The organism is Streptomyces pyxinae (assembly GCF_024756275.1).
GTDB classification, from domain to species: Bacteria; Actinomycetota; Actinomycetes; order Streptomycetales; family Streptomycetaceae; genus Streptomyces; species Streptomyces pyxinae.
The window spans coordinates 374,937-398,400 of the sequence record NZ_JANUGQ010000002.1 but is presented as its reverse complement, the minus strand read 5'-3'; the positions used below and the strand labels follow the sequence as shown (position 1 = coordinate 398,400).

Annotated in this window: 18 protein-coding genes; 14 read left to right on the top strand and 4 right to left on the bottom strand. The window is 74.1% G+C overall.

All coding sequences use genetic code 11. The annotated features are described in order from the left end of the window. Positions 1–6: 6 nt before the first annotated feature. From NX801_RS04640 to NX801_RS04605, 8 genes are all read left to right on the top strand, one after another. The gene (locus tag NX801_RS04640) at positions 7–870 is read left to right on the top strand and encodes a glycosyltransferase family 2 protein (protein ID WP_258785608.1); all 864 of its coding nucleotides are present in this window, start codon (positions 7–9) and stop codon (positions 868–870) included. Positions 871–879: 9 nt separating this feature from the next. Continuing rightward, positions 880–1,947: a radical SAM protein gene (locus tag NX801_RS04635; protein WP_258785607.1), complete on the top strand. Its 1,068-nt coding sequence runs from the start codon at positions 880–882 to the stop codon at positions 1,945–1,947. Next, positions 1,947–2,873, top strand: coding sequence for an NAD-dependent epimerase/dehydratase family protein (locus tag NX801_RS04630; protein WP_258785606.1), 927 nt, complete (start codon positions 1,947–1,949; stop codon positions 2,871–2,873). Before NX801_RS04635 ends, NX801_RS04630 begins: the two co-directional genes overlap by 1 nt. Further along, positions 2,870–4,003, top strand: coding sequence for a DegT/DnrJ/EryC1/StrS family aminotransferase (locus NX801_RS04625; protein WP_258785605.1), 1,134 nt, complete (start codon positions 2,870–2,872; stop codon positions 4,001–4,003). The genes NX801_RS04630 and NX801_RS04625 overlap by 4 nt, the downstream gene beginning before the upstream one ends. A gap of 385 nt (positions 4,004–4,388) precedes the next feature. Continuing rightward, the gene (locus NX801_RS04620; protein ID WP_258785604.1) at positions 4,389–5,174 is read left to right on the top strand and encodes a phytanoyl-CoA dioxygenase family protein; all 786 of its coding nucleotides are present in this window, start codon (positions 4,389–4,391) and stop codon (positions 5,172–5,174) included. Between the two features lie 177 nt (positions 5,175–5,351). Further along, complete coding sequence (locus tag NX801_RS04615; RefSeq protein WP_258785603.1) at positions 5,352–5,948, top strand: SIS domain-containing protein; 597 nt, start codon at positions 5,352–5,354, stop codon at positions 5,946–5,948. Positions 5,949–5,986: 38 nt separating this feature from the next. After that, on the top strand, positions 5,987–7,006 hold the full coding sequence (locus NX801_RS04610; RefSeq protein ID WP_258785602.1) for a zinc-dependent alcohol dehydrogenase: 1,020 nt from the start codon (positions 5,987–5,989) through the stop codon (positions 7,004–7,006). A gap of 3 nt (positions 7,007–7,009) precedes the next feature. After that, positions 7,010–7,873 (top strand): galactose-1-phosphate uridylyltransferase, encoded by an 864-nt coding sequence (locus NX801_RS04605; RefSeq protein ID WP_258785601.1) that lies wholly within the window; start codon positions 7,010–7,012, stop codon positions 7,871–7,873. A gap of 44 nt (positions 7,874–7,917) precedes the next feature. Here NX801_RS04605 and NX801_RS04600 read toward each other — a convergent pair whose 3' ends face one another. Next, positions 7,918–9,087 carry a glycosyltransferase family 4 protein gene (locus NX801_RS04600; RefSeq protein ID WP_258785600.1) on the bottom strand — a complete coding sequence of 390 codons (1,170 nt, stop codon included), beginning with the start codon at positions 9,085–9,087 and terminating at the stop codon, positions 7,918–7,920. Between the two features lie 134 nt (positions 9,088–9,221). Between NX801_RS04600 and NX801_RS04595 the strand changes: the two genes are divergently transcribed. Next, positions 9,222–9,770 carry a D-glycero-alpha-D-manno-heptose-1,7-bisphosphate 7-phosphatase gene (locus NX801_RS04595; protein ID WP_258785599.1) on the top strand — a complete coding sequence of 183 codons (549 nt, stop codon included), beginning with the start codon at positions 9,222–9,224 and terminating at the stop codon, positions 9,768–9,770. Then, positions 9,767–10,732 carry a UDP-glucose 4-epimerase GalE gene (gene galE / locus NX801_RS04590; protein WP_258785598.1) on the top strand — a complete coding sequence of 322 codons (966 nt, stop codon included), beginning with the start codon at positions 9,767–9,769 and terminating at the stop codon, positions 10,730–10,732. Before NX801_RS04595 ends, galE begins: the two co-directional genes overlap by 4 nt. A gap of 234 nt (positions 10,733–10,966) precedes the next feature. Here galE and aph(7'')-Ia read toward each other — a convergent pair whose 3' ends face one another. Then, the gene (gene aph(7'')-Ia, locus NX801_RS04585) at positions 10,967–11,965 is read right to left on the bottom strand and encodes an aminoglycoside O-phosphotransferase APH(7'')-Ia (protein ID WP_258785597.1); all 999 of its coding nucleotides are present in this window, start codon (positions 11,963–11,965) and stop codon (positions 10,967–10,969) included. A 160-nt stretch (positions 11,966–12,125) separates the two neighbouring features. Here aph(7'')-Ia and NX801_RS04580 point away from each other — a divergent pair, with 160 nt between their 5' ends. After that, positions 12,126–13,940: an ABC transporter ATP-binding protein gene (locus NX801_RS04580; RefSeq protein ID WP_258785596.1), complete on the top strand. Its 1,815-nt coding sequence runs from the start codon at positions 12,126–12,128 to the stop codon at positions 13,938–13,940. Next, the gene (locus NX801_RS04575) at positions 13,937–15,787 is read left to right on the top strand and encodes an ABC transporter ATP-binding protein (RefSeq protein WP_258785595.1); all 1,851 of its coding nucleotides are present in this window, start codon (positions 13,937–13,939) and stop codon (positions 15,785–15,787) included. Before NX801_RS04580 ends, NX801_RS04575 begins: the two co-directional genes overlap by 4 nt. 138 nt (positions 15,788–15,925) lie before the next feature. On the opposite strand, the gene NX801_RS04570 is transcribed toward NX801_RS04575, so the two are convergent. Together NX801_RS04570 and NX801_RS04565 are read right to left on the bottom strand one after the other, a co-directional pair. Then, positions 15,926–17,272, bottom strand: a complete 1,347-nt coding sequence (locus tag NX801_RS04570) for a cytochrome P450 (protein ID WP_258785594.1) — start codon at positions 17,270–17,272, stop codon at positions 15,926–15,928. Between the two features lie 136 nt (positions 17,273–17,408). After that, positions 17,409–18,215: an endonuclease I family protein gene (locus tag NX801_RS04565; RefSeq protein WP_258785593.1), complete on the bottom strand. Its 807-nt coding sequence runs from the start codon at positions 18,213–18,215 to the stop codon at positions 17,409–17,411. A gap of 390 nt (positions 18,216–18,605) precedes the next feature. On the opposite strand from NX801_RS04565, the gene NX801_RS04560 reads away from it, so the two are divergent. Both NX801_RS04560 and rph read left to right on the top strand, forming a co-directional pair. Beyond that, positions 18,606–20,240 carry an alpha/beta hydrolase gene (locus tag NX801_RS04560; protein ID WP_258785592.1) on the top strand — a complete coding sequence of 545 codons (1,635 nt, stop codon included), beginning with the start codon at positions 18,606–18,608 and terminating at the stop codon, positions 20,238–20,240. A gap of 545 nt (positions 20,241–20,785) precedes the next feature. Beyond that, entirely contained in the window at positions 20,786–23,395 is a 2,610-nt protein-coding gene (gene rph, locus NX801_RS04555; protein WP_258785673.1) for a rifamycin-inactivating phosphotransferase, read from the top strand. Positions 23,396–23,464: the final 69 nt, after the last annotated feature.

Genomic DNA, 23,464 nt, shown 5'->3' with positions numbered 1-23,464 from the left:
GCCTCCGTGGCCGGGACCGGGAACTCGGCGGTGGCCGGGCCCGGGAGCGCCGCGTCCGTGGCTCCCGGGCGGCGCACGGCCGTGGCGGTCACCGTGGTGACGATCACCCGTACCCGGCCGGCGCTGCTGGCCCGGGCGCTGGCCAGCGCGCAGGCCCAGTCCCCGCCCGGCGGCTTCGAGCACCTGGTGGTGGCGGACGACTGCGACGACACCCACGCCCTGCTGCGCGGCCGCGAACTGCCGGGGAACGTCCGCTGGTTGCTGGCCGGCCGGGGGCCCGGCGAGGTCTCGGGGCCCGGCCGCTCCTCGCGGCTGCGCAACATGGCCGTCCGGGTCAGCGAGAGTCCCTGGATCGCGTTCCTGGACGACGACAACGAGTGGGAGCCGGACCATCTGGCGAGCCTGCTGGCGTGCGCCCGCCGGACCGGACACCGCGCGGTCCACTCCCAGCTGCGGATGTTCCACCCGGACGGCACGCCCTATCTGGAGCCGCTCGATCCGTGGACGGCCGACGAGGACGCCGCCCGCGCCGAGTACGCGCGGATGCGGGCCAGGGGCGTGGTGGCGCCCGGCACCTGCGTGCGCCGGGACCGGCTCGACCCGCTCGGGACGCCGGACCCGGTGGTCTCGGTGGACACCGGCGAGTGGCTGCTCGCCCGGGAGCTGCTGCTGCGGCTGCCGTTCCGGGACGACTTCGACGCGGCCGACGAGGCCGCCAGGACCGGCGAGGACGACAAGCTCGCCGCCGATCTGCGCAGAGCGCGGGAGCCGGTCTCCTGCACCGGCCTGCCGACACTCCGCTACTACCTGGGGGGTTACTCCAACAACTTCACCTCCGCCTTCGACCCGACGTTCTCCTGGCGAGCATGAGGAACTCCGATGAGCTATGACCTCGTCGACGGGAAGGTCGTCAGCCCCGAGGGCTGCGAGCTGAACGTCGCACACCACTGCAACCTCGGCTGCGCGTCCTGCAGCCATCTGTCACCGGTCTTCCGCCGGTCGCTGATCGCGCCGGAGACCGCCGCGCGCGATCTGTCCCTGCTGGCCCGCTCCTTCCGTGCCCGGTTCGTCAAGGTGCTGGGCGGCGAGCCGCTGCTCCACCCCGAACTGGTGCCGCTGCTCGGCCTGGTGCGTGACTCCGGGATCGCCCCGCACACCACGGTCTGCACCAACGGGATGCTGCTGCCGAGGATGCGGGACGACTTCTGGGCGGCGGTGGACGAGGTGGAGATCTCGGTCTACCCCGACCGGGAGCTGCCGGAGGAGAAGATGGCCGGGGTACGGGCGTACGCCGAGAAGCACGGCGTCCGGCTCACCCTGGCGTACTACTCCCACTTCCGGTACTCGTACGCGGAGCGCGGCACCGGGGACGACGGGCTGGTCCGGCACATCTACGACACCTGCCAGATCGCCCATGTCTGGCGCTGTCACACACTGTACGAGGGCCACTTCTTCAAGTGCCCGCAGTCGGTCTTCCTGCCGCAGGTGCTGGGGGACGGCGGGGACCCGATGGCGGACGGGCTGCGGCTCAGCGACGCACCGGACTTCCCCGCACGGCTGCTCGCCTACCTGCGGTCGCCGGAGCCACTGCGGGCCTGCCGCAACTGCCTGGGCAGCGCCGGCCTGCGCATGCCGCACCAGCAGCGCACCCGCCGCGACTTCCGCGAGCTCCAGGACCACACCTCGGAGGAGCTGACCGACCGCCGGTTCCTCCGGCTGCTGGACGAACGGCCGGACGCCGACGACGGCTGCGCCGTCGAGGACCGGGACGCGTGGCGGGAGCGGCTGGCCGAACGGCCCCCCGGGGCGCCGGCCGCGTCCGCGCGCGCCGGAGCCGCCCGGTCCGCTCCGCACACCGGGGCCGGCCGGTCCGCCCCGTCCGACGAGTCCGGTGCGTCCGGCGGTCATGCCCCGTCCACCCGTTACGCCCAGGGAAAGAGGTCCTGATGCGCTGTCTGGTCACCGGCGGCTCGGGGTTCATCGGCCGCCATGTCGCCCGCCGCTTCCACGAGGGCGGCCACGAGGTCCTGGTGCTGGACACCCGGTGGGCGCCGGACGACCCGTTCCCCGGGGAGGCCGCCAGCGTCACCGACGAGCGCCGGCTGCGCGAACTGTTCACCGACTGGCGCCCCGATGTCGTGGCACACCTGGCGGGCATGGCGGACGCCCGGGCGGTGCTGGCCGAACCGGTGGCGGCGATGGACGCCAATGTCACCGGCACCGCGGCGGTGCTCGCGGCCGCCGCGGCGGCCGGGGTGTCCCGGGTGGTGATCGCCGGAAGCTGCTGGGTCTACAACGCCATGCCGGTCAACGCCGTGGACGAGGACGAGCCCTTCCTCCCCTCGGGCGCGGGCCACTTCTACACCACCACCATGATCGCCAAGGAGCTGCTCGCCCGGGACTTCGCCCGGCTGCACGGGCTGGAGTCCACGGTGCTGCGCTACAGCCCCGTCTACGGCCCCGGCATGTGGCCGGGCCTGGTCGTCAACGCGTTCCTCCGGGCGGCGGCGGCCGGCGGGCCGCTCACCGTCTTCGGGGACGGCGGGGAGCGGCGGGCCTTCCTGCATGTGCACGATCTGGCCGAGGCGTTCTACCGGGCCACCGCGCCGGTCGCGGCAGGCCAGGTCTACAACCTGGAGGGACCCGAGATCATCACCACCGGTGAACTGGCCCGCAAAGTCTCCGAGTTGTTCGGCGGTGTGCCGGTGGAACACCGCGAGGAGCCGACGCGCCGGGGCGAGCTGGTCTACTCCCAGCGGTTCGTCTCCACCGACAAGGTCCGCAGAGACCTCGGCTGGACCCCCCGGATCGGGATCGACGAGGGACTGCGCACCCAACTGGCCGCGACGCGGGAGGAGGTGGCGGCCGGATGACCGCCCCGCGTGTGGTTCCGGTCCGGCCGGACTTCTCGGCCGGGGACGTCGAGGAGATCCTCGGCGCGATCCGTATCAGCCTGGAGACCGGCCAACTGGCCCAGGGCGAGCAGGTGGCGGCCTTCGAGCGGGAGACCGCCGCCGCCACCGGGGCGCGCCACGCGGTGGCGACCGGCACCGGCACCGGAGCCCTGGTCTGCGGGCTCCGGGCGCTGGCGGCCCGGGGCGACGGCGAGGTGCTGGTGCCGGCCAACTCCTTCTACTCCTCGGCCGCCGCGCCGCTGCTCGCCGGACTGCGCACCCGGCTGGTGGACGTGGAGCCGGACACCCTGGCGCCCTCCGTCCGGACGCTGCGGGAGGCCGTCACTCCCACCACGGTGGGGGTGCTCACGGTGCACCTGGGCGGTCTGATCAGCCCGGAGCTGCCGGAGGTGGCCGCCTGGTGCGCCGAGCGGGGGCTGTGGCTGTACGAGGACTGCGCGCACGCCCACGGCAGCCGGCTGGACGGCAGGCACGCCGGCCGCTTCGGGGTGGCGGGCGCCTTCTCGTACTTCGCCACCAAGGTCATCACGGCCGCCGAGGGCGGCATGGTCGTCACCGACGACGACGAACTGGCCGCCGCGGTACGGCTCCACCGCAATCTCGGCAAGCCCGAGGAGTGGCGCAGCCATCACACCGTGCTGGGTGAGAACGCCCGGATGAGCGAGCTGCACGCGGCCGTGGGCCGGGCACAGCTCCGCCGGCTGGACGAGTTCCTCGCGGTGCGCGACCGGCTGGCCCGGCGGTACACGGCGGGGCTCGCGGAGATCCCGGGGCTGACCCCGGTGCTGCCCCGGCAGACGGCGGCGAGCTGGTACAAGTACGTCGTCCTGCTCGATCCCGGCACCGACCGGGCCGCGCTGCGCGCCGCGCTCGCCGAGGCGGGTGTGCGGCTGGGCGGCGAGATCTACGAGAAGCCGCTGGACGCCCAGCCGGTCTTCGAGCCCCTGTTGCCGGCCGGCCGCCATCCGGTGGCGGACGACCTCTGCGCCCGGCACATCTGTCTGCCTCTGCACACCCGGATGACGGAGGAGGACGTCGACCTGGTGCTCTCCGTGCTCCCGGCCGCGCTGAAGGCGGCCACCGGCTGACGCCCGCCCTGTCCGGCCCCCGCACCCGGCCGGGCCGGACGGGACGGCACGGGCGCCCGGCGAACCACCGGTGATGCGCGGCGGCGGGGGCCACCGGTGGCGCACGCGGCGGGGCCGGCCCCCGGCCGCCGGGCCACCGCCGCCGCTCCCCCGTCCCCCTTGCCGGGCCGCCCGGCCGCCCGCTCCGCCGTCCGCACCGACCGCCCTGCGCCCGCGCTGCCCGTTCCCGGCCGGGGCCCGTCTCCGTCATGGGTTCCGGGCCCGGGGGCCCGCTCCGGCCGACCGCGCCCGAACTCGCTGTCGTTCCTTCCCCACCCGCTTCGTCCGCCGATCCGAACCCCCGCCCCGCCGGGCCGTCCGGCCGGGGCCCCGACGCCTCCGAGAGGTGACTGACGTGCCCGCGCTCACCCATGAGCAGCTGTATCTCTTCGACACCACCGGGTTCCTGGTGATCCCCGGGGTCTTCGGCTCCGGGGAGGTGGAGTCCTTCCGCGCCGAGCTGGAGCGGCTGGACACCGTGGACCCCGGCTTCCCGCGCACCCGCCGCTATCCGGACCTGCCGGCCGCCAGCCCGGTCTTCGCGCGGCTGGCCCTGGACGACCGGCTGCTGGCACCGGTGCGGGACGTGGTCAACCAGCCGCTGCGGCTGCTGGAGGGGTACGGGCTGCGCCGCACCAAGGACAGCGTGCTCTATCTGCACGGCGGCAACGCGGAGCTGCTCGACCTCGGTGACCGGCAGGTGGGCCGGGACCTGTCGATCACCCACACGTACCACGACGGCAAGCTCTACTGCCCCTACGTCAAGGCGCTCGTCTACCTCAGCGACATCCAGTCGCCGGAGGACGGCTCCTTCTGCTACGTGCAGGGGTCGCACAAGGCCAACTTCCCCCTGCTGCGGGAGCGGGCCGAGCGGGGGGAGAACACCTCCCTGGTGGACTCCGGATTCCCCACCCTCACCGATGTGTTCGTCCGCTCCGGGGACGTCCTGCTGCTCAACGAGGCGCTCATGCACGGCACCCGGCGGAAGCTCACCGAGGGGGACCGGCTGCTGACCGCCTTCGGCTACGGCCCCACCTTCTTCACCGACTGGCGCGAACTCGACGGGGAGACGGCGGATCTCCGGGGCTCGGGCTACGTCGACCACGACGTGGAGGAGGACTTCGTCCCCTGAGCCCCCGGTCCGTCCGCCGCCGTCCCCCGTCTCCCTCCTCGCTCCCTCCGTTTTCCTCCTCCGGGCTCGCCCGCGGGTCCTCGCTCCCGACGCCCCTCCTCCCGGCTCACACCCGCTCCTTCCCGGCTTCCGTCCGCGCCCACCGAACCCACGAGAACAGGTCTGGGGAACACACCGATGACACAGGATTCCTTCGCCCCCGCCGTCCGTCCCGGACGGGACGTGTGGGACGAGTACCTCGCCACCGCGGGACCGCTGCTCGGCTCGATGGGCGCCCAGGTACGGTCGCTCATCACCGAACTCGACGCGGTGCGCGACGAGGGCTCGACCATCTACCTGGCCGGCAACGGCGGCAGCGCGTCCGCCGCCTCGCACCTGGCCCAGGACCTGCTGAAGGGCGCCTACGACGGCGGCCGGCCACTGCGGGCGGTCGCCCTCACCGACAATCTGTCCATGCTCACGGCGTACGCCAACGACTGCGGCTACGACCGGGTGTTCGTGGAGCCACTGGCACATCTGGCCGCCCCCGGTGACCGGTTGCTGGTGATCAGCTGCTCCGGCACCAGTGCCAATGTGGTCGCCGCCGCCCAGTGGGCCAGCGAGGCGGGGCTGCGGGTCGTCGCCGTCACGGCGGGCGACGGGGGGCGGCTGCGCGAACTCGCCGACGTGGAGGTCAACGCGCCGACCAAGGACGTGGGGCTGGCGGAGGCGATGCACAGCCTCGTCTTCCATTTCGTCACCCAGTGCCTGCGCGACGGCACGGGTGACCGGTGAACCGGCCGGACCGGGAAGGGACAGGAAGGGAAGCCCCCATGCGCGCAGCGGTAGTGAACGGACCGCGGGACGTCACCGTGACCGAGGTACCCGGCCCCCGGCTGCCCGAGGGCTGGGCGCTGGTCCGGGTCGCGTACAACTCGATCTGCGGCAGCGACGTCTCGCTCTACAACAACGCCTGGCACGGCACCGCCTTCCCGGCCGTGCCCGGCCACGAGTGGAGCGGTGTGGTCGAGCAGGCACCGCCCGGCCGGGTGGCGCCGGGTGACCGGGTGGTGGCCGATCTCACGCTGAGCTGCGGGCTGTGCCGCTGGTGCCGGCGCTCGCAGCCGGTGATGTGCCCGGGGCTGCGCGAGTTCGGCTTCACCGACCCGGGCGGCTGTGCCGAGTACGTCGCGGTCCCGGCCGCCAATCTGGTACGGCTGCCGCCGGACACCGACCTGCTGGCGGCCACCCAGGCGGAGCCGCTCGCGGTGGCCCTGCACGCGCTCTCCCGGGTGCGTCTCGCGCCCGGGGAGACCGTGGCGGTGCTGGGCTGTGGCGGGATCGGGCTGACCCTGCTCCAGGCCGCCCGGGTGGCCGGGGCGCAGGTGGTGCTGGCGGTGGACCCGCTGCCCGGGCGGGCCAAGACGGCCGGGCTGCTCGGGGCCGGTGCCGCGCTCAGCACTCCCGAGGAGGTGGCCGACTGGATCGCGGACGCCGGGCCGGACGGGCTGCCGGACGTGGTGCTGGAGGCGAGCGGCGAACCCGACGCGATCCGCACGGCCACCGAACTGGTCGTCCCGGGCGGGCGGGTGGCCCTGGTCGGCTACCGGGTGGGGCGGCGGGTGGAGCTGGAGTCGGCCCGCTGGCCGCTGAAGCTCATGGAGACGGTCGGGACGATGGGGCCGGGCCGCTTCATGGGCGCGGCCGCCGCGCTGGTCGCCCGGGGCGCCCTCCGTACCGATCTGGTCGTCACCGACGTGCTGGACCTGGCGGCGGCGGACGAGGCGTTCCGGCTGGCCGACGCGCCGGGGCCGGACACGATCCGGGTCGCGGTGCGGGCGGACGGGGCCTAGCCGGTGGAGACGGCCCGCACACGGGTGGACCCGCTGACCGGGGCGCGGGTGGTGGTGGCCGGGCACCGGCAGCGGCGCCCCCGCACCCGGTCCGAGGACTGCCCGTTCTGCCCCGGCGGTCTGGAGGCGCCCGAGCCCTACCGGGTGCGGCGCTTCCCCAACCGGTGGCCGGCCCTGGGCGAGGGGCGGTGCGAGGTGCTGCTGTACTCGCCGGATCACCGGGCCTCCTGGGCGACCATGGACGAGGCGCAGGCGGAGCGGGTGGTGGAGCTGTGGCGGGAGTGCGCCCGGGAGCTCGGGGCCCGTCCGGACGTCGGCTATGTGCTGCTCTTCGAGAACCGGGGGGCGGACGCCGGGGCGACCGTGGACCATCCGCACGGCCAGGCGTTCGGGCTCGCGGAGCCGCCGCCGACCGCGAGGGCGCAGCTGGACCGGGGCGGCGGGGACTGCCCGCTCTGTGTGCCGCCGGCCGCCGGCCTGGTGGTGGCGCGGACCGGCGGTTGGACCGCCTGGGTGCCGGAGGCTCCGCTCTACCCGTACGCCCTCCGGCTGGCCCCGGTCCGCCATCTGCCGGACCTCGGGGCGTGCGGTCCGGCCGACCGGCGCTCGCTGGCCTCGCTGCTGGTCTCGGTGGCGGGCCGGGTGGAGCGCTTCTTCGGCGGCCCGGCCCCGTACTTCCTCTGGGCGCACCAGCGTCCGGTGGACGGGGGCGACTGGCCGTCGGCCCATCTGTACCTGGAGATCAACGTGGTGTGGCGGGCGCCGGGAGTGCCGCGCTATGTCGCCGCCGGCGAACTGGGCAGCGGGATCTTCTTCACCCCGCAGGAGCCCGAGGTCACCGCGCGCCGGCTGCGGGAGGCGGAGTGAGCGCCCGGCGCCCGGGCCGGCAGGCTCCGGGCGCGGGCGTCAGGTCAGCCGGCCGGCTCCTCGAACCGGTCGCCGGCCGGCTCGGCCAGCTCCTCGAACTGGTCGACCAGCAGGGCGATCGGGTCCGGCGGCAGCTGCTTGCGGACCGCCTCGGCCGCGCGCCGGCCGATCGCCGGCCACTCGGCGCGCCGCTGCCAGGCCCGCTCCAGGGCCTCGTCCAGGCAGGCGGCGACCGGCCCGGCGGCGACGAACCCGGTCTCCCCGTCGGTGAGCAGCTCGGCGTTGCCCGCCACATCGCTCACCACGACCGGGCGGCCGCAGAGCATCGCCTCGATGATCACGGTGGGGAGTCCCTCGGCGCGGGAGCAGAGCACCAGCGCGTGATGAGTGCGCCAGACGTCCTCGATGTCCTTCACATACCCGGCGAACTCCACGTTGCGCAGGTCCAGCCGGTCCCGCAGGGCGCGGAGCACCTGCTCGTACTCGCCCGCGCCGTAGAGCGAGAGGGTGACGGGACGCGCCCGCCACTTCGGCATCGCCAGCACGTCGAAGAGCACGTCGTGGCCCTTGCTGTTGGGGTCGAGCCGGGCCAGGCAGGCGAGCCGCACCGGGGTGTCGCCGGCCGGCCAGGGCGGCGCGGCGGTGTAGTCGACCTTGAAGTGGCAGCGCACCACCCGGGCGTTGGGGAGGGACTCGCCCACCTGGCGCTCGGTCAGCTCGCGGTTGCGTTCGGAGACGAAGAAGGAGGCGCGGGCGCCGTGGTAGCCGACGGCCAGCCGCCGCGCCACGTCGTCGGTGCACCACTCGTACTCCGAGGCGGAGTTGGCGTACGCGACGTAGGGGTAGCCGCGCCGGGCGCACTCCTCCAGCCAGCCGAGTCCCTCGTAGTTGTCGCCCTGGGACACCACCACGAAGTCCGGCCGTATCTGTTCCAGGGTGCTGGTCCGCCGCTCGGACCAGGGCAGTTCGGCGACCGGCCGGGCGTCGAACGGCGGCAGGTCCCAGCGCCGGTGGACGGCGCAGCCGGCCCGTTCCAGGGCGGCCAGTTCGCCGGGCACCTCCTCCCAGCCCTTGACGCTGGCGTGGACTTCCGCGCCCCGCCGCAGCCACTCGGCGGCGGCGAGGGACCAGTTGGTCTCGCTGGGACCCCAGGGCGCCGACTCATTGGCGGATACGAAGAGCACGCGCGGACGCGCGGATGCGGTTTCGCTCATGTGTGTGACCACCTCGGGAAAATGCGGCCGAACTGCCGCGATCAATTCCGGACGGCATTCGGGAGCACCCACCGAATACCCGGAGAGACAGCATCGAAGGTAACAGTGAATCGGTTCACGAGGAAGTACGGAGAATGCCGCGCACACGAGAGGGAAAAAGTCCGGCCACCTTCTTCCTGGACCGGGACGGAACGGTGAACGCCGCCCCGCCGCCGGGTCTTTATCTGACGCGTCCCGAGGAATTACGGCTGCTGCCGGGCGCGGCGGAGGCGGTACGGACGCTGAACCGGAGCGGCCGCCGGGTGGTGGTGGTGACCAATCAGCGGGGGGTGGCGCGCGGCCTGGTGACCCCGGGGGAACTGGCCGCGGTGGAGCGGAGGCTGGCCGAATTGCTCGGGGCCGAGGGAGCGCACTGGGACGGTTACTACGTCTGTCCGCACGCGGAGAACTCCTGCCGGTGCCGCAAGCCGCGCCCGGGGCTGCTGGAGGCGGCGGCCCGGGACATTCCCCGGCTCTCCCTGCCGGACGCGGTGATGATCGGCGACAGCGAGTCGGACGTGGCGGCCGGCCGCGCGGCCGGGTGCCGCACGGTGCGGCTGGCCCCGCCGGGCACGCCGTCGGCGGCGGACCGGGTGGTGGCGGATCTGCGGTCCGCCGTACGGATACTGACGGAGGGAGAGTGACGATGCGGCTCCTGGTGACGGGCGGCGCGGGGTACATCGGCAGTGTGGTGGCGCGGCGGCTGCTGGACGAGGGCCACCGGGTGGTGGTGGTGGACGACCTGTCCAGCGGCTTCGCCGGCGCCGTGCCCGAGGGCGCGGAGTTCGTGCGCGGCGACATGGCGGTGGCGGCCGGGGTCCTGGCCGGTCCCGACCGCTTCGACGGGGTGGTGCATCTGGCGGCGCGCTCGCTGATCGACGACTCGGTGCGCCGGCCGGAGCGCTACTGGCGCGGCAACACCCAGCAGTCGCTGGTGCTGCTGGACGGCATGCTGGCCGCCGGGGTGAGCCGGATCGTCTTCTCCTCCACGGCGGCGACGTACGGGCAGCCGGAGCGGGTGCCGATCCCGGAGGACGCCCCGACCCGGCCCACCAATCCGTACGGCGCCTCCAAGCTGGCGGTGGACGGGGCGCTGGCCGACTACGCGCGGGCGCACGGTCTCGCCGCGGTGAGCCTGCGGTACTTCAACGTCGCCGGGGCGGTCGGCCGGCACGGGGAGCGCCACGAGCCGGAGACCCATCTTCTGCCGCTGGCCCTGGCCGCGGCGCTGGGCCGGGGGCCGGAGCTGCGGCTCAACGGCGACGACTATCCGACCCGGGACGGCACCTGCGTACGGGACTTCATCCATGTCGCGGACGTCGCGGACGCGCATCTGGCGGCGTTGGCCGGGGCGGTGCCCGGCACGCACCGGGTCTACAACCTGGGCAACGGCCGGGGGTTCACCGTGCTGGAGGTGCTGGAGGCGGTGGGCCGGGTCACCGGGCACCGGGTGCCGTACCGCAGGGCGGAACGCCGGCCGGGTGATCCGGCGGTGCTGGTGGCCTCCGCCGAGCGGATCCTCGCCGAGCTGGGATGGAAGCCCGGCCGGCCCACCCTGGAGGAGATGATCGAGGATGCCCGGGCCTTCCACGCCCGCCACGCCTGAGCGCCCGCCGACGGCCCCCGCGCCGCCGGGCGGCCCGCTCCGGTCCCGTACGTCCCCGGGACCGTACCTTCCCGTGCTCGTACGTCCCCGGGAGCGGTGCTCCGGCCCGCGCCCCGCGCCCCGGGCGCACCGGGCGGGGCTCCGCCCGGCGGGCCGCCCGGGGCCGGTGGCGGCGCCGGGCGGCCCGGGGCCGGCGGCAGGCCGTCAGCCGATGGTGGCGGCGGCCGAGGGCCGTCAGCCGGCGGGGGCGGTGTCCGGCGGCCCCCAGAGGAACTCCGCCAGTTCCTCCGGATCGGTGAAGCCGGAGAGATCCAGCGGGGTCTCCTCGAACACCTCGAAGTCGTGCAGGAAGGTGAAGGCGAGCAGCTCGCGGGCGAAGTCCCCGGTCCGCTCCCACCGCGCCCCGTCGAGCAGCGCGGCCAGGATCTCCCGGTCGCCCCGGAAGGCGTTGAGATGCAGTTGCACCAGGCTGTAGCGGGGGTCTCCCGCGTAGACGTCGGTGAAGTCGACGATCCCGGTGATCGCGGTCGCCGCCAGGTCCACGAAGATGTTGGTCCCGTGCAGGTCGCCGTGGACGAACCGGGGTTCGCGGCCGGCCAGCAGCGTGTCCACGTCCGGCAGCCAGCCGTCCAGGCGGTCCAGCAGCCGGGGCGAGAGGTAGCCCCACGCGCGGTGGTCCGCGACGGTCGCCGCGCGCCGCTCCCGCAACAGCTCGGGGAAGACCTCGGAGCCGGGGGTGAGCACGGTGGCCCCGGTCAGCGGCACCCTGTGCAGCCGGCCGAGCACCCGGCCGAGTTCGCGGGCCAGGGCGAGCAGCGCGCCCCGGTCGGCCGTGCCGTCCATCGCGGACCGCCAGGTGGTGCCGGTCATCCGGCTCATCACCAGATAGGGCCACGGCCAGGCTCCGGTGCCCGGCCGCAGCTCGCCGCGGCCGAGCAGCCGGGGCACCGGCACCGGGGCGTCCGCCAGCACCGCGTACGCCTCCGACTCGGACGCGAGGCTCTCCGGGCCGCACCAGTGCTCCCCGAACAGCTTGATCACCGGGCCGGGCTCGCCGACCAGGACCGGGTTGGTGCTCTCGCCCGGGACCCGCAGCACCGGCGGCACCGGCAGCCCGAGCTCCTCCAGGGCGCGGCGGGCCAGCGGCTCCCAGAATTCCTGGTCGTTCCGCAGGCTCGCGTAGGAATCATCCGAATCAATACGGTCGAGAAGTAACAGGGATTCTTGTGTCACAGTGGACCTCGATTCACAGGGGACGGGCCGGCGTCATTCCGCACGGCCGGTCGCGGCACGGCCTGTCCGCACCGCGGCTCCGAGAATTCGACGCCAGGCTAGCACGGACATTTTCCCGGCCGCCGGTGAAGACCGGTCACACCATCTCCCCGAGGAGTGAATGGAATTGAGCGCGCCGCTCGCGGTACCGGCCGGACCGCGTTCCTCCTGGGCCGCCCTGCGGCGGCTCGGTCCCTATCTGCGCCCGGTCCGGCTGCCGGTGGGTGCCGCCGCCGCCGCGACGCTCGGCGCGCTGCTGTGCGGGCTGGCCGTTCCGCTGGTGACCCAGCGGATCGTGGACGGGCCGCTGAGCACCGGCGACGCGGGCGCGGCGGTGCGGCCGATCCTGCTGGTGGCGGCGCTCGGCGCGGCCGAGGCGGCGCTGTTCTACGCCCGCCGCAAGCTGATCGCCCGTCCCACCGCGCTGGTGGAGTCGCGGATGCGGGCGGACCTGCTGGCCCATCTGCTCCGGCTGCCGGTCGCCTTCCACGACCGCTGGCCGTCTGGGCAGTTGCTCTCCCGGGCGGTGGGCGATCTGGTCGTGCTGCGGAAGTTCCTGGCGTTCGCCGCGCTGTTCCTGGTGGTCAACTCGGTCACCGTGCTGGTGGGTCTCGGGGTGCTGTTCCTGATCGACCCGTGGCTGGCGCTGGTGGGGCTGGCGGGCGCGGCGCCGCTGCTGCTGGTCTCCTACTTCTACGAGACGCGGTACAAGGTGGCCGCCCGCGCCACCCAGGACGAGGGCGGCCATCTCGCCACTCTGGTCGAGGAGACCATGCTCGGCATCCGGGTCGTGCGCGCGTACGGGCAGGGCCGGGGCAGGCTGGCGGTCTTCCGTGCCCAGGCGGAGCGGCTGCGTACCGCGGAGCTGCGGGTGGTGCGCATCATGGCGGCCCTGTCCACCGCGCTGCTGGTCCTGCCGGAGCTGGGCATCGCGGGCCAACTGGGCCTCGGGGCGGTGGGGGTGGCCAACTCCACCCTGTCCCTGGGCGATCTGGTGGCGGCCGTCACGGTCAGCACCTATCTGCGCTGGCCGACCGAGTGCATCGGCTGGGCGCTGGCCGAGACCAGCACGGCCGCCGCCGCCTGCGACCGGTACTGGGAGGTGCGCGACACCCCGCCGGGCCTCACCGACCCGGCGCGTCCCAGGCCGCCGGTGCGGCCGGCCCGGGGCCATCTCCGCCTGGAGCACGTGGAGTTCCGGTACCCGGGAGCCGGCCGGCCGGTGCTGCGGGACGTGTCCCTGGAGCTGCGGCCGGGCGAGACGGTGGCGCTGGTGGGCGCCACCGGGTCGGGCAAGACCACGCTGGCCGCGCTGGTGCCGCGCCTCGCCGATGTGACCGCCGGCCGGGTCACCGTCGACGGTGTGGACGTCCGGGAGCTGCGGCTGGCGGACCTGCGGGCCGTGGTGGGGTGTGCCTTCGACGATCCGCTGCTCTCCTCGCTGACCGTGCGCGAGAACGTGACCCTGGGCGCCCCGGAGGCGACCGACGACGCCGTGTGGGAGGCGCTGCGGGTGGCGGGCGCCGCGGACTTCGTGGCCGCGCTCGGGCCGGACGGACTCGCGGTGCGCGTCGGCGAGCAGGGCATGTCGCTCTCCGGCGGTCAGCGGCAGCGGATCGCCCTGGCCCGGGCGATCGTGGGCCGGCCCGCGCTGCTGGTGCTGGACGACCCGCTCTCCGCGCTCGACCTGCACACCGAGGCGGAGGTGGAGCGGGCCCTGCGCCGGGTGCTGCGCCGCTCCACCGCCCTGGTGGTGGCGCACCGGCCCAACACCGCCCGGATGGCCGACCGGGTGGTGCTGCTGGAGGACGGCCGGATCACCGCCCGGGGGACCCACCGGGAGCTGCTCGCCGCCTCGGCCGCCTACCGGGCGCTGATGGCGGTGGACCCGCGCCCGGCCGGGGAGACCCACGACGACGGGGTGGTGGTCCGGTGAGCGCGGACACCACCTCCCCGGCCGCCGGAGCGGTGGCCGACCGCCCGGCCGGGCCCGCCGGGCGACCGCCGGAGCGCCGGGAGTCCCGCCGGGTGCGGCGCGCGTCCCGGCGGCTGCTGTACGCGCTGCTCCGGCCCCACCGGTGGCCGTCCGGCGCCGCCCTGGCCGCCCTGGTGCTGGAGAACGCCTTCCAACTGGTCGGCCCGCTGCTGGTGGCGCGCGCCATCGACCTCGGCATCCCCCGGGCGGCGGCGGGCGACTGGGGCCCGCTCACCGGGTGCGTGGCCGGTTTCACCGCCTGCGGGCTGCTGGCCGCCGGGGCGCGGTACGCGTTCTTCCGGGTCTCCGGTTCGGTGGGCCAGGCCGTGCTGCTGGAGCTGCGCACCCGGATCTTCGACCGGGCCCGCCGACTCCCGGTCGCCTTCCACGAGTCGTACACCTCGGGCGCCGTCATCTCCCGGCTCACCGCCGATGTGGACGCCGTACGCGATCTGATCGAGGCCAGCCTGGACGGGCTGCTCACCTCGGTGCTGACGGTGACGGGCATCTCGGTGCTGCTGCTCTGGCTGGACGCCCCGCTGGCGCTGGTGGTGCTGGGGTCCATCGTGCCGCTGGTCGCGATGACGCGCTGGTTCCGGCGCCGTTCCCGGATCGCGTACCGGCGCGCCCGCGACACGGTGGCGGAGATCATCGCGCGGTTCGGGGAGAGCATGAACGCCGTGCGGGCCGTGCAGGCGTTCCGCGCCGAGCGGCGGAAGCACGCGGCGATGAACCGGCTCAACGACACCTTCCGGGACGCCCACACCGACGCCCTGGAGGTGGTCGCCCGGTACACCGCCGGGGTCCGGCTGACCGGCAATGTCGCCCTGGCGGTGGTGCTGGCCCTGGGCGCCTGGCGGGTGTCGTCGGGCGCGCTGCCGCTCGGCGTGCTCGCCGCCTTCCTGCTCTATCTGCGGCGCTTCTACGATCCGCTGGACGAGCTGGCGACCTTCAACAACCTCTACGCCTCGGCGGCGGCCGCGCTGGAGAAGATCGCGGACTTCCTCGCCACCCCCTCCTCGGTGCCGGAGCCCGCCGCCCCGGTGCCGCTGCCGCGCGACCGGCCGGTGCGGGGGGCGCTCTCCTTCCGGGGGGTCGGCTTCCGCTACCGGCCGGACACCCCGCCGGTGCTGCGCGGTCTGGACCTCGACGTGCCGGCCGGGCAGACCCTGGCGGTGGTCGGCGCGACCGGGGCCGGCAAGTCCACCGTCGCCAAGCTGGCGGCGCGGTTCTACGATCCGGCCACCGGTGCCGTGCTGCTGGACGGGGTGGACCTGCGCCGGATCGCCGACCGCGAGCTGCGCCGCGAGATCACCCTGGTGACGCAGGAGAACTTCCTGTTCGGCGGCAGTGTCATGGAGAACATCGCGCTGGCCCGTCCGGACGCGGGACCGGAGGAGATCCGGGCCGCCGCGCGGGCGGTCGGCGCCGACGCGTTCATCGCCGCGCTGCCCGACGGCTACGACACCGAGGTGCGCAAGCGGGGCAGCCGTCTCTCCGCGGGCCAGCGCCAGTTGGTCGCCCTCACCCGGGCCTTCCTGGCGGATCCGGCGGTGCTGCTGCTGGACGAGGCGACCTCCAGTCTGGACATCCCCACCGAACTGGCCGTCCGGCGCGCCATGGACGCGCTGCTGGCCGGCCGCACCTCCGTGATCATCGCCCACCGGCTCTCCACCGTCCTGGCGGCGGACCGGGTCCTCGTCCTGGCGGACGGCGCCGTGGTCGAGGACGGCCCGCCCGCCCGTCTCGCCGCCGGCGACGGCCCCTTCGCCGCCCTCCACGCCCGCTGGATCCACGCGACGGGCTGACCTCCCCGGCGCCCCGACCCGGCAGGCCGTCGGGTGGGCGGAGCCTCCGGGAGCGTCCCGCCACGGCGCCCGAGATCGCGGGCCGGCGGGTCACCGAGGTGCCGCGCACCCCGCCGGCCCGACGTACCGGCCGCCCGGTCAGGTGGCCGGTGCTCCGCCCGCCCGGGAGGGGTCCCGTGGCCGTACCGTCATCCGGATCCCGTCCCGCGCCCACAGCACGAACCGTTCCACCGGCGTCACCTCGTGTCCCGGGGCGGGCCGGAAGCGCAGGCGTTTGAGGAGGACGGCCAGGACGAGCTGGGCCTCGACCGTGGCCAGCGCGGCGCCCTCGCAGGCGCGCGGCCCGATCCCGAACGGGATGTACGCGAGCCGTGGGCGCTTGGCCACTTCCCGGGGCGTGAACCGCTCCGGGTCGAAGCGCTCAGGATCGGGCCAGTACCCGGGATTCAGGTGCACCGCCCAGAACGGGTAGAACACCGTCGTCCCGGCGGGAATCCCGTACGGGCCCAGGACCAGGTCCTCGGTCGCCTCACGCGCGCCGTAGGGGCCGGGCGGGAACAGGCGCATCGACTCCTTGAGCACCCTGTCCAGGTAAGTGAGCCGCCGCAGATCGCCGTAGTCCGGCGCGGTGCGCCCGCCGAGCACCCGGTCCAGCTCGGCGGCGACACGGTCGGCCGCGCCGGGGTGGCGGCCCAGCAGGTGCAGTGTCCACGAGACGGCGACCCCGGTGGTGTGATGGGCCGCGAGCAGCGTCACCATCACGGTGTCCCGGATCCGCGCCGGGCTCTCCCCCGCCTCGACGAGTGCCCCGATCAGGTCGCTGCGGTCGGTGCGGCCGTCGGAGCGGTGCGCCGCCACCACACGGTCGACCGTCGCCCGCAGATACGCGAGGGCCTCACCGGCCCGCTCCGCCGAGCGCGGGTCGGCCCGCGGCACCTGGTAGAGCCGCCCGAGATGCTCGGTGAGCACGTCCTCGAACGCCGCGACGACCCGAGCGGTGTCCGTGCCGGCATCCGCGCCGCCGAGCGCGAACCCGCAGATCATACGGAGCGACAGCACGGTCAGCTCCTGTTGCAGTTCCACGGGTTCCCCACCGGCCCGGGCGGCCCAGTGGTCGGCCAGGTCGTGCGCCAGTTCCGTGAAGCGCGCGAAGTGCCGCTCATGGGCGGGGCGTCCGGCGAGCACCGAGAGCAACAACCGCCGCCAGGGCGTGTGCTCCTCGGCGGGAAGCACTTGCAGATTGCCCGCCTCGCACAACGGGTCGAGGAATGCGAACAGTTGCTCGGGTCGCTTGTCGAGGTGCGCCGTGGCTTCCAGGAGCACGGGATCGGCGACCGACACGGCCTCGCCCGCGCCCGGCAGCTGGAAGCGCACGACGGGCCCGTACGTCTCGTGCAGACGTACGGGGTACTGGTGGAGCCCGCCCGCGGCCGCGACGGCGCTCGACCCACCGTCTTCCTGGTGCTCGGGGCCGGGAATGCGCATGACGGTGCCTCCTGTCCGGGGCCTGCCCGACCGGTCCGGGGGTCCCCGGCTCGTGCCGGCCGCCCCCATCTGTTTCCCCGGCCGCCGCGTCCGATCCCGCGGTGGGCACGGCCGGGTCCCGGTCGGCCCGGCTCGGTCACCAGATGGCGCCGACCCATTCGGGGTGGTCGACGAAGGGGTTCCGGTTGTGCTGATAGGTGGTGTAGATGGTCTCGTTGCGGCGCTGCTCGAAGGCGTCGGGCGGATCCTGGAGGGACCACTGCTTGAGCACGCTCAGACGGCCGATCGCCGGCGTGGAGCCGTTGTTCACCCGCTCGTTGGGCTCCAGGTCCGGGAACCCGTCCCCGCCGTCGTAACGGACGGCCATGTAGAGGATCATGCGGGCCACATCGCCCTTGACGGCGTCCCTGGGCTCGAAGGAGTCGGAGTCGGTCCGGTTGCCACTCGCCCCGGGGACGGGGCTGCCGCCGTTGTCGAAGTCCTTGTTGCCCCGCACCGCGTTCACACCCACGTCCTCGGGGCGCAGATGGTGCAGGTCGGTGCCGGGGCCGGTGGCGGTGCCGAAGTCGCCGTGGCTCTTGGCCCACACGTGCTCGCGGTTCCACTCCCCGCTCCCGCCGCCGGAGCGGGACTTGGCGATCGAGCGCCCGGTGTACAGCTCGATCACACTGCCGGGGTCGGACGGGTCCTGGTCGGTGGCTTTCAGCGCCTCCCACACCTGCGGGTAGCCGAGCCTGTCCTGGGCGCTGATGATCGTGTGCAGGGCCGCCTTCAGCGCCGGACCGGTCTTGCCCCGGGCAGCGGCGTAGTACGTGTCGACGGCAGCGGCGGGTTCGCGCGCCGGGGCGGGAGAAGCGGCTACGACTCCGAGGCCGGCCGCGACCGCCAGGGTGACGGCCCGTCGGGCACGAGCGGTACGGCGGAACGCCGACGGCATGGACATCACGGTCTTCTCCCCCGCAGAGAGCACCGGCAGGACGCGCGGTGCGGCTGCCGGGAGGTTTCCACCGCCGGGTACTCCCCCGGGTGACATCCATGCGACGCCGCCATGTCCATTACCCGGACGGGGGATTCCCGCCTCCGGGCTCCGGCGGGGCGGCGGCCCGGCCGGCCGCGGCCCCTGATGTGCGGTCCGGTCGGCCCCCGGGGATGCGTGGCCTCTGTCCGTCATGGCCTCGCGAGGACGAGCCGTCACTGCGACTCGGGTACCACGCAACGGCGTTGTGTAGCTCTCAGGACGGAGGGGAAATGCGGTCCGGCGAGGGATCCACAGGCGTGGCCGGCTCCTGAAGGATTCTGCCCGTCCGCACACGCCACCAGAAGGATCGATACCGTGCACAGACGACGTCTCGTGCCCCTGTTGGCCGTGAGTGTCACGGCAACCCTGGCTCCCGTGCTCGCCACCTCGACGGCCACCGCCGCTGCCCCACCGATCGCCTACGCCTCCGCGTCCGCCGCCGAGGGCACGCTGGACTGGTATGTGCAGCAGAAGCCCCGGTGGAAGCCGTGTGCCGCCGATCTCCCGGCGGCACTCGAATGTGCCACGGTCAAGGTCCCGCTGGACTACCGGGCTCCCGGGGGCGAGCGGCTGGACCTGACCATGTCCCGGATCAAGAGCACCGCGCCCGCCGAGCGGCGCGGCGTCCTCCTCGTCAACCCCGGCGGCCCCGGCGGGCCGGGGCTCTCCATGCCGCTGGGGTTGCGGGAGGTGCTCCCCGCGTCCGTACAGCGGGCGTACGACCTCATCGGTTTCGACCCGCGGGGTGTGGGGCGCAGCAGCCCGCTCTCCTGCGGCCTGAAGCCGGCGGAGGAGACCTTGCTGCGCCCGTACCGGGAGGAGAGGTTCGGCGAGGACGTCGCCTGGGCCCGCGGTGTCGCGGACAAGTGCGAGCGGAAGGCGGGCGACACGCTCCCGTACATCACCACGCGCAACACCGCGCGCGACATGGACCTGCTCCGGGCGGTCCTCGGCGAGAAGAAGATCTCGTACCTGGGCTACTCCTACGGCACCTACCTGGGCTCCGTCTACACCCAGCTCTTCCCGGGCCGGACCGACCGGTTCGTGCTGGACAGCGGGGTCGACCCGGCGCGCGCCTGGCGGGGAATGATGCGCTGGTGGGCGGAGGGCGCCGAGCCCGCCTTCGACCGGTGGACCGAGTGGGCCGCGAGGCGTTCGGAGATGTACGGCCTGGGCGACACCCCGGAGAAGGTCGACCGGACCTTCTGGAACCTGGTCGCGCGGGCCGACGAGAAGCCCATCGAGGTGGAGGGGCGGCCGACCACCGGCGACGACATCCGAAGCCGTATGCGCCCGGCGGTCTTCAGCCCGCAATGGGCCACCGCGGTGGTCGTGGAGCTGAGGAAGGCCGCGGCCGGCGAGCCCGCCACGGCGAAGCGGCTCACGGCGTCCACCGGGTCCGGAAGCACGGGGAGGGCGGCCGACGCCCCCAAGGTGCCCGCCGACAACATGACGGCGAGCTCCTGGGCCGTGGTCTGCGGAGACAACTCAGCGGCATGGCCCCGGGATCCGGAGAGTTACCGGCGGGACGCCCTCGCGGACCGGGGCCGCTTCCCGCTCTTCGGTGACTTCGTGTCCAGCGTCAAGCCCTGCGCGTTCTGGGGCGCGTCGGTGGAGCCGGCGACCCGGGTGAACAACAGGGCCGGAGCCCTGATCGTCCAGAACGAGTGGGACCCACAGACCCCGTTGCCCAGCGGTCAGGCTCTGCACGCCGCCCTGAAGGGCTCGAAGATGCTCACCGTCCTCGGCGGCGAGGGCCACGGCGTCTACCCGAACGGCACCGTGTGCGCGGACGGCACGGTGACCGGCTATCTGCTCACCGGCACGCTCCCGGCGAAGGACGTGTCATGCGAGGCGACGGCCGGCTCGAACGCGGAGGCGCGCGAGAACCGGGAGCGGGACGCGCTCCCCGGTTCTCCGCTCCCGCAGCGGGCGCCGGACCGCTTCTGACCCCGGCCGCCCGAACCCACCGCCCATGACCCACTGAGGACGGGGCGGGACCTCCTCGCAGGAGTCCCGCCCCGTCCTCAGTGTCTTCGGTACGCCGGGTCTTCGGTGTCTTCGGTGCGCCGGCCGAAACCCTCTGGTGAACGGCACAAGGCAAGGGCGAGGAGATTCCTCTCCTCGCCCTTCTCAACATATAGCGCACCGGGGGGCTTGCGGCAAGGCCCGGTGGGTGGCGCAGAATCATCGGCCGAGGCCACGACCTGCGGCGATGAGGTCGCGACGGACCATGTGCCGGCGTACGGGGGTCGGTGGCACCAGACTCGTCGCGGGCACCGGACTCGTCGCGGACCCGGCAGTGGGCTCGCGGCCGCCCGGGCCGGACGGGGCGGAATGCCGCTCCGTCCGGCCGGGGCGGCCGGCAGACCGGTGGTGGCAAGGCAACCAGGGATGAGGACATGCCCGACATGAAGTTCGACAGAGCCGGGGGCTCCGGTGGCGCGATCGACCGGGACGGCGCGGCGGAGCACGGCCGCCCCGGAGGTGGCGCGATGACCGGGCAGTATGTGCGGGATCTTCAGGAGATCGACAGGACCCAGGGCGCGGTCGCCGGCGGGAAGGGCGCCCACCTGGGGGAGCTGTCGCGGATCGACGGCATCCGGGTACCGGCCGGCTTCTGTGTGACGACGGACGCCTTCCGGCGGATCATGGCGGAAGTGCCGTCGCTCGACGACCGGCTCGCTCGGCTGTCACGCCTGGACCCGGACGACCGGGAGGCGGTCCGCGGACTCAGCGCGGAGATCCGCCGGATCATCGAAGAGACCGCCGTCCCCGGCGATCTCGCGGCGGCGATCACTCGTGCGCTCGCCCGGCTCGGTGCGGAGGCCGCCTGCGCCGTGCGGTCCAGCGCGACGGCGGAGGACCTGCCGACGGCTTCCTTCGCCGGCCAGCAGGACACTTACCTGAACGTCGTGGGGCCGGCGGAGATCCTCCGGCACATCAGCCGGTGCTGGGCCTCGCTGTTCACCGAGCGGGCCGTGACCTACCGGCGGCGCAACGGCATCGACCACCGTACGGTCCACATGGCGGTGGTCGTCCAGCGGATGGTCTTCCCGGACGCGGCCGGCGTCCTGTTCACGGCCGACCCCGTCACCGGCAACCGGAGGGTCGCCACCGTGGACGCCGGCTTCGGCCTCGGCGAGGCCCTGGTCTCCGGCCTGGTGAACCCGGACGTCTTCACGGTGCGGGACGGCGAAGTCGTCACCAGGACGATCGCCGCCAAACGGCGTGCCGTGCACGCCCGGCCGGCCGGCGGCACGCGGGAAGTGGCGGTCGACCCCCGGCGGCAGGAGCAGCCGGCGCTGACGGACGCGCAGGCCGTGCGGCTCGTCGGGCTCGGGCGGCGGATCGAAGCACACTTCGGCCGCCCGCAGGACATCGAGTGGTGCCTGGCCGACGACGACTTCCGGATCGTCCAGAGCCGGCCGATCACCACCCTGTTCCCCGTCCCCGAGAGCGGCGACCGGGAGAACCACGTCTACCTCTCGGTCGGTCACCAGCAGATGATGACCGATCCCATGAAGCCCCTGGGGCTTTCCCTGTGGAAGCTGACCGCCATGGTGCCGATGCACGAGGCCGGCGGGAGGCTGTTCGTCGACGCCACCCGGATGCTGGCCTCGCCCGCGAGCCGTGCCCCGCTCCTGGAGATGGTGGGGAGGTCCGATCCCCTGACCGGGGACGCGCTGGCGACGGTCCTCGACCGCGGCGACTTCGTTCCCTCGCTCCCGGACCCGGAGCCGGGCCCGGGTTCCCACGCCCGGCCGGCCGCCGGGGCACCGGCCCCGATCGAGACCGATCCGGCCGTCGTCGCCGAGTTGATCGAGCGCGGCCGGGCGTCCGTCGCCGCCCTGGAGCGCGGCATCCGGGGGAAGACCGGACCGGCGCTGTTCGACTTCCTGCTGGACGCCTTCGAGGAGCACAAACGCGTCCTCACGGATCCGCTGAGCCATCAGGCGATCATGGCGGGGATGGAAGCCACCTGGTGGCTCAACGACACGCTGCGGGAGTGGCTGGGCGAGAAGAACGCGGCCGACACACTCACGCTGTCCGCCCCCGGGAACATCACGTCGGAAATGGGGCTGGCGCTGCTCGACGTCGCCGATGTGATCCGCCCGCACCCGGAGGTGGTGGCATTCCTGCGGGGAGCCGGGGACGAGGACTTCCTGGAGGAGCTGGCCGAGCTGCCGGGCGGAACCGGGGCGCGCGAGGCCATCGAGGGCTTCCTCGACCGGTACGGCATGCGCTGTGCCGGCGAGATCGACATCACGAGGCCGCGCTGGCGCGAGCGCCCCGCCACGCTCGTGCCCGCCCTCCTCGACAATGTCAGGAATTTCGGACCGGGCGCCGCCGGGCGGCGCTTCGAGGAAGGGCGGCAGAAGGCGCGAGAGAAGGCGCGGGACGTGCTGTCGCGCCTGCGGGCCCTGCCGGACGGGGACCGGAAGGCCGACGAGACCGAGCGGATGATCGACCGGGTCCGGACCTTCATCGGGTACCGGGAGTACCCGAAGTACACCATCGTCGGCAAGTACTTCGTCTACAAGCGGGCCCTGCTGGACGAGGCCGGGCGGCTCGTGCGGGCCGGCGTGCTTACCGAGCGGGAGGACGTCTTCTACCTCACCTTCCAGGAGTTCCACGACGCCGTGCGCTCGCACCGGGTGGACGGCCGGCTCATCGAGGAGCGCAAGGCCGCGTTCCGGTCGTACCACGCGCTGACGCCGCCCCGGGTGCTCACCTCGGACGGCGAGGCCGTCACCGGGGCCTACCGGCGCGACGACGTGTCGGCCGGCGCTCTGATCGGTCTGCCGGTCTCGGCCGGGACCGTCGAGGGCAGGGCCCGCGTCGTCCTCGACATGGCGGAGGCCGATCTGGAGGCGGGCGACATCCTGGTCACGACCTGCACGGACCCCAGCTGGACCCCCCTGTTCGTCGGAATCGCGGGCCTGGTGACGGAGGTGGGCGGCCTGATGACCCATGGCGCGGTGATCGCCCGGGAGTACGGCCTGCCGGCCGTCGTCGGTGTGGAGCAGGCCACCCGGCTGATCCGGGACGGGCAGCGGATCCGCGTACACGGGACCGACGGATACGTCGAGATCCTGACCTGACCTGACCTGACCGGCCCCGGCCCCCGGCCCCTCGGGCAGGCCGCCGCTCGCGGTGGGCGCGCGCGGCCG

What these genes read in the sequence shown, in the direction of transcription:
- NX801_RS04635 (WP_258785607.1), top strand. Translation starts at nt 880, where the DNA reads ATGAGCTATGACCTCGTCGACGGGAAGGTCGTCAGCCCCGAGGGCTGC.
- NX801_RS04630 (WP_258785606.1), top strand. Translation starts at nt 1,947, where the DNA reads ATGCGCTGTCTGGTCACCGGCGGCTCGGGGTTCATCGGCCGCCATGTC.
- NX801_RS04625 (WP_258785605.1), top strand. Translation starts at nt 2,870, where the DNA reads ATGACCGCCCCGCGTGTGGTTCCGGTCCGGCCGGACTTCTCGGCCGGG.
- NX801_RS04615 (WP_258785603.1), top strand. Translation starts at nt 5,352, where the DNA reads ATGACACAGGATTCCTTCGCCCCCGCCGTCCGTCCCGGACGGGACGTG.
- NX801_RS04610 (WP_258785602.1), top strand. Translation starts at nt 5,987, where the DNA reads ATGCGCGCAGCGGTAGTGAACGGACCGCGGGACGTCACCGTGACCGAG.
- NX801_RS04600 (WP_258785600.1), bottom strand. Translation starts at nt 9,087, where the DNA reads ATGAGCGAAACCGCATCCGCGCGTCCGCGCGTGCTCTTCGTATCCGCC.
- NX801_RS04595 (WP_258785599.1), top strand. Translation starts at nt 9,222, where the DNA reads ATGCCGCGCACACGAGAGGGAAAAAGTCCGGCCACCTTCTTCCTGGAC.
- NX801_RS04580 (WP_258785596.1), top strand. Translation starts at nt 12,126, where the DNA reads ATGGAATTGAGCGCGCCGCTCGCGGTACCGGCCGGACCGCGTTCCTCC.
- NX801_RS04570 (WP_258785594.1), bottom strand. Translation starts at nt 17,272, where the DNA reads ATGCGCATTCCCGGCCCCGAGCACCAGGAAGACGGTGGGTCGAGCGCC.
- NX801_RS04565 (WP_258785593.1), bottom strand. Translation starts at nt 18,215, where the DNA reads ATGTCCATGCCGTCGGCGTTCCGCCGTACCGCTCGTGCCCGACGGGCC.
- rph (WP_258785673.1), top strand. Translation starts at nt 20,786, where the DNA reads ATGACCGGGCAGTATGTGCGGGATCTTCAGGAGATCGACAGGACCCAG.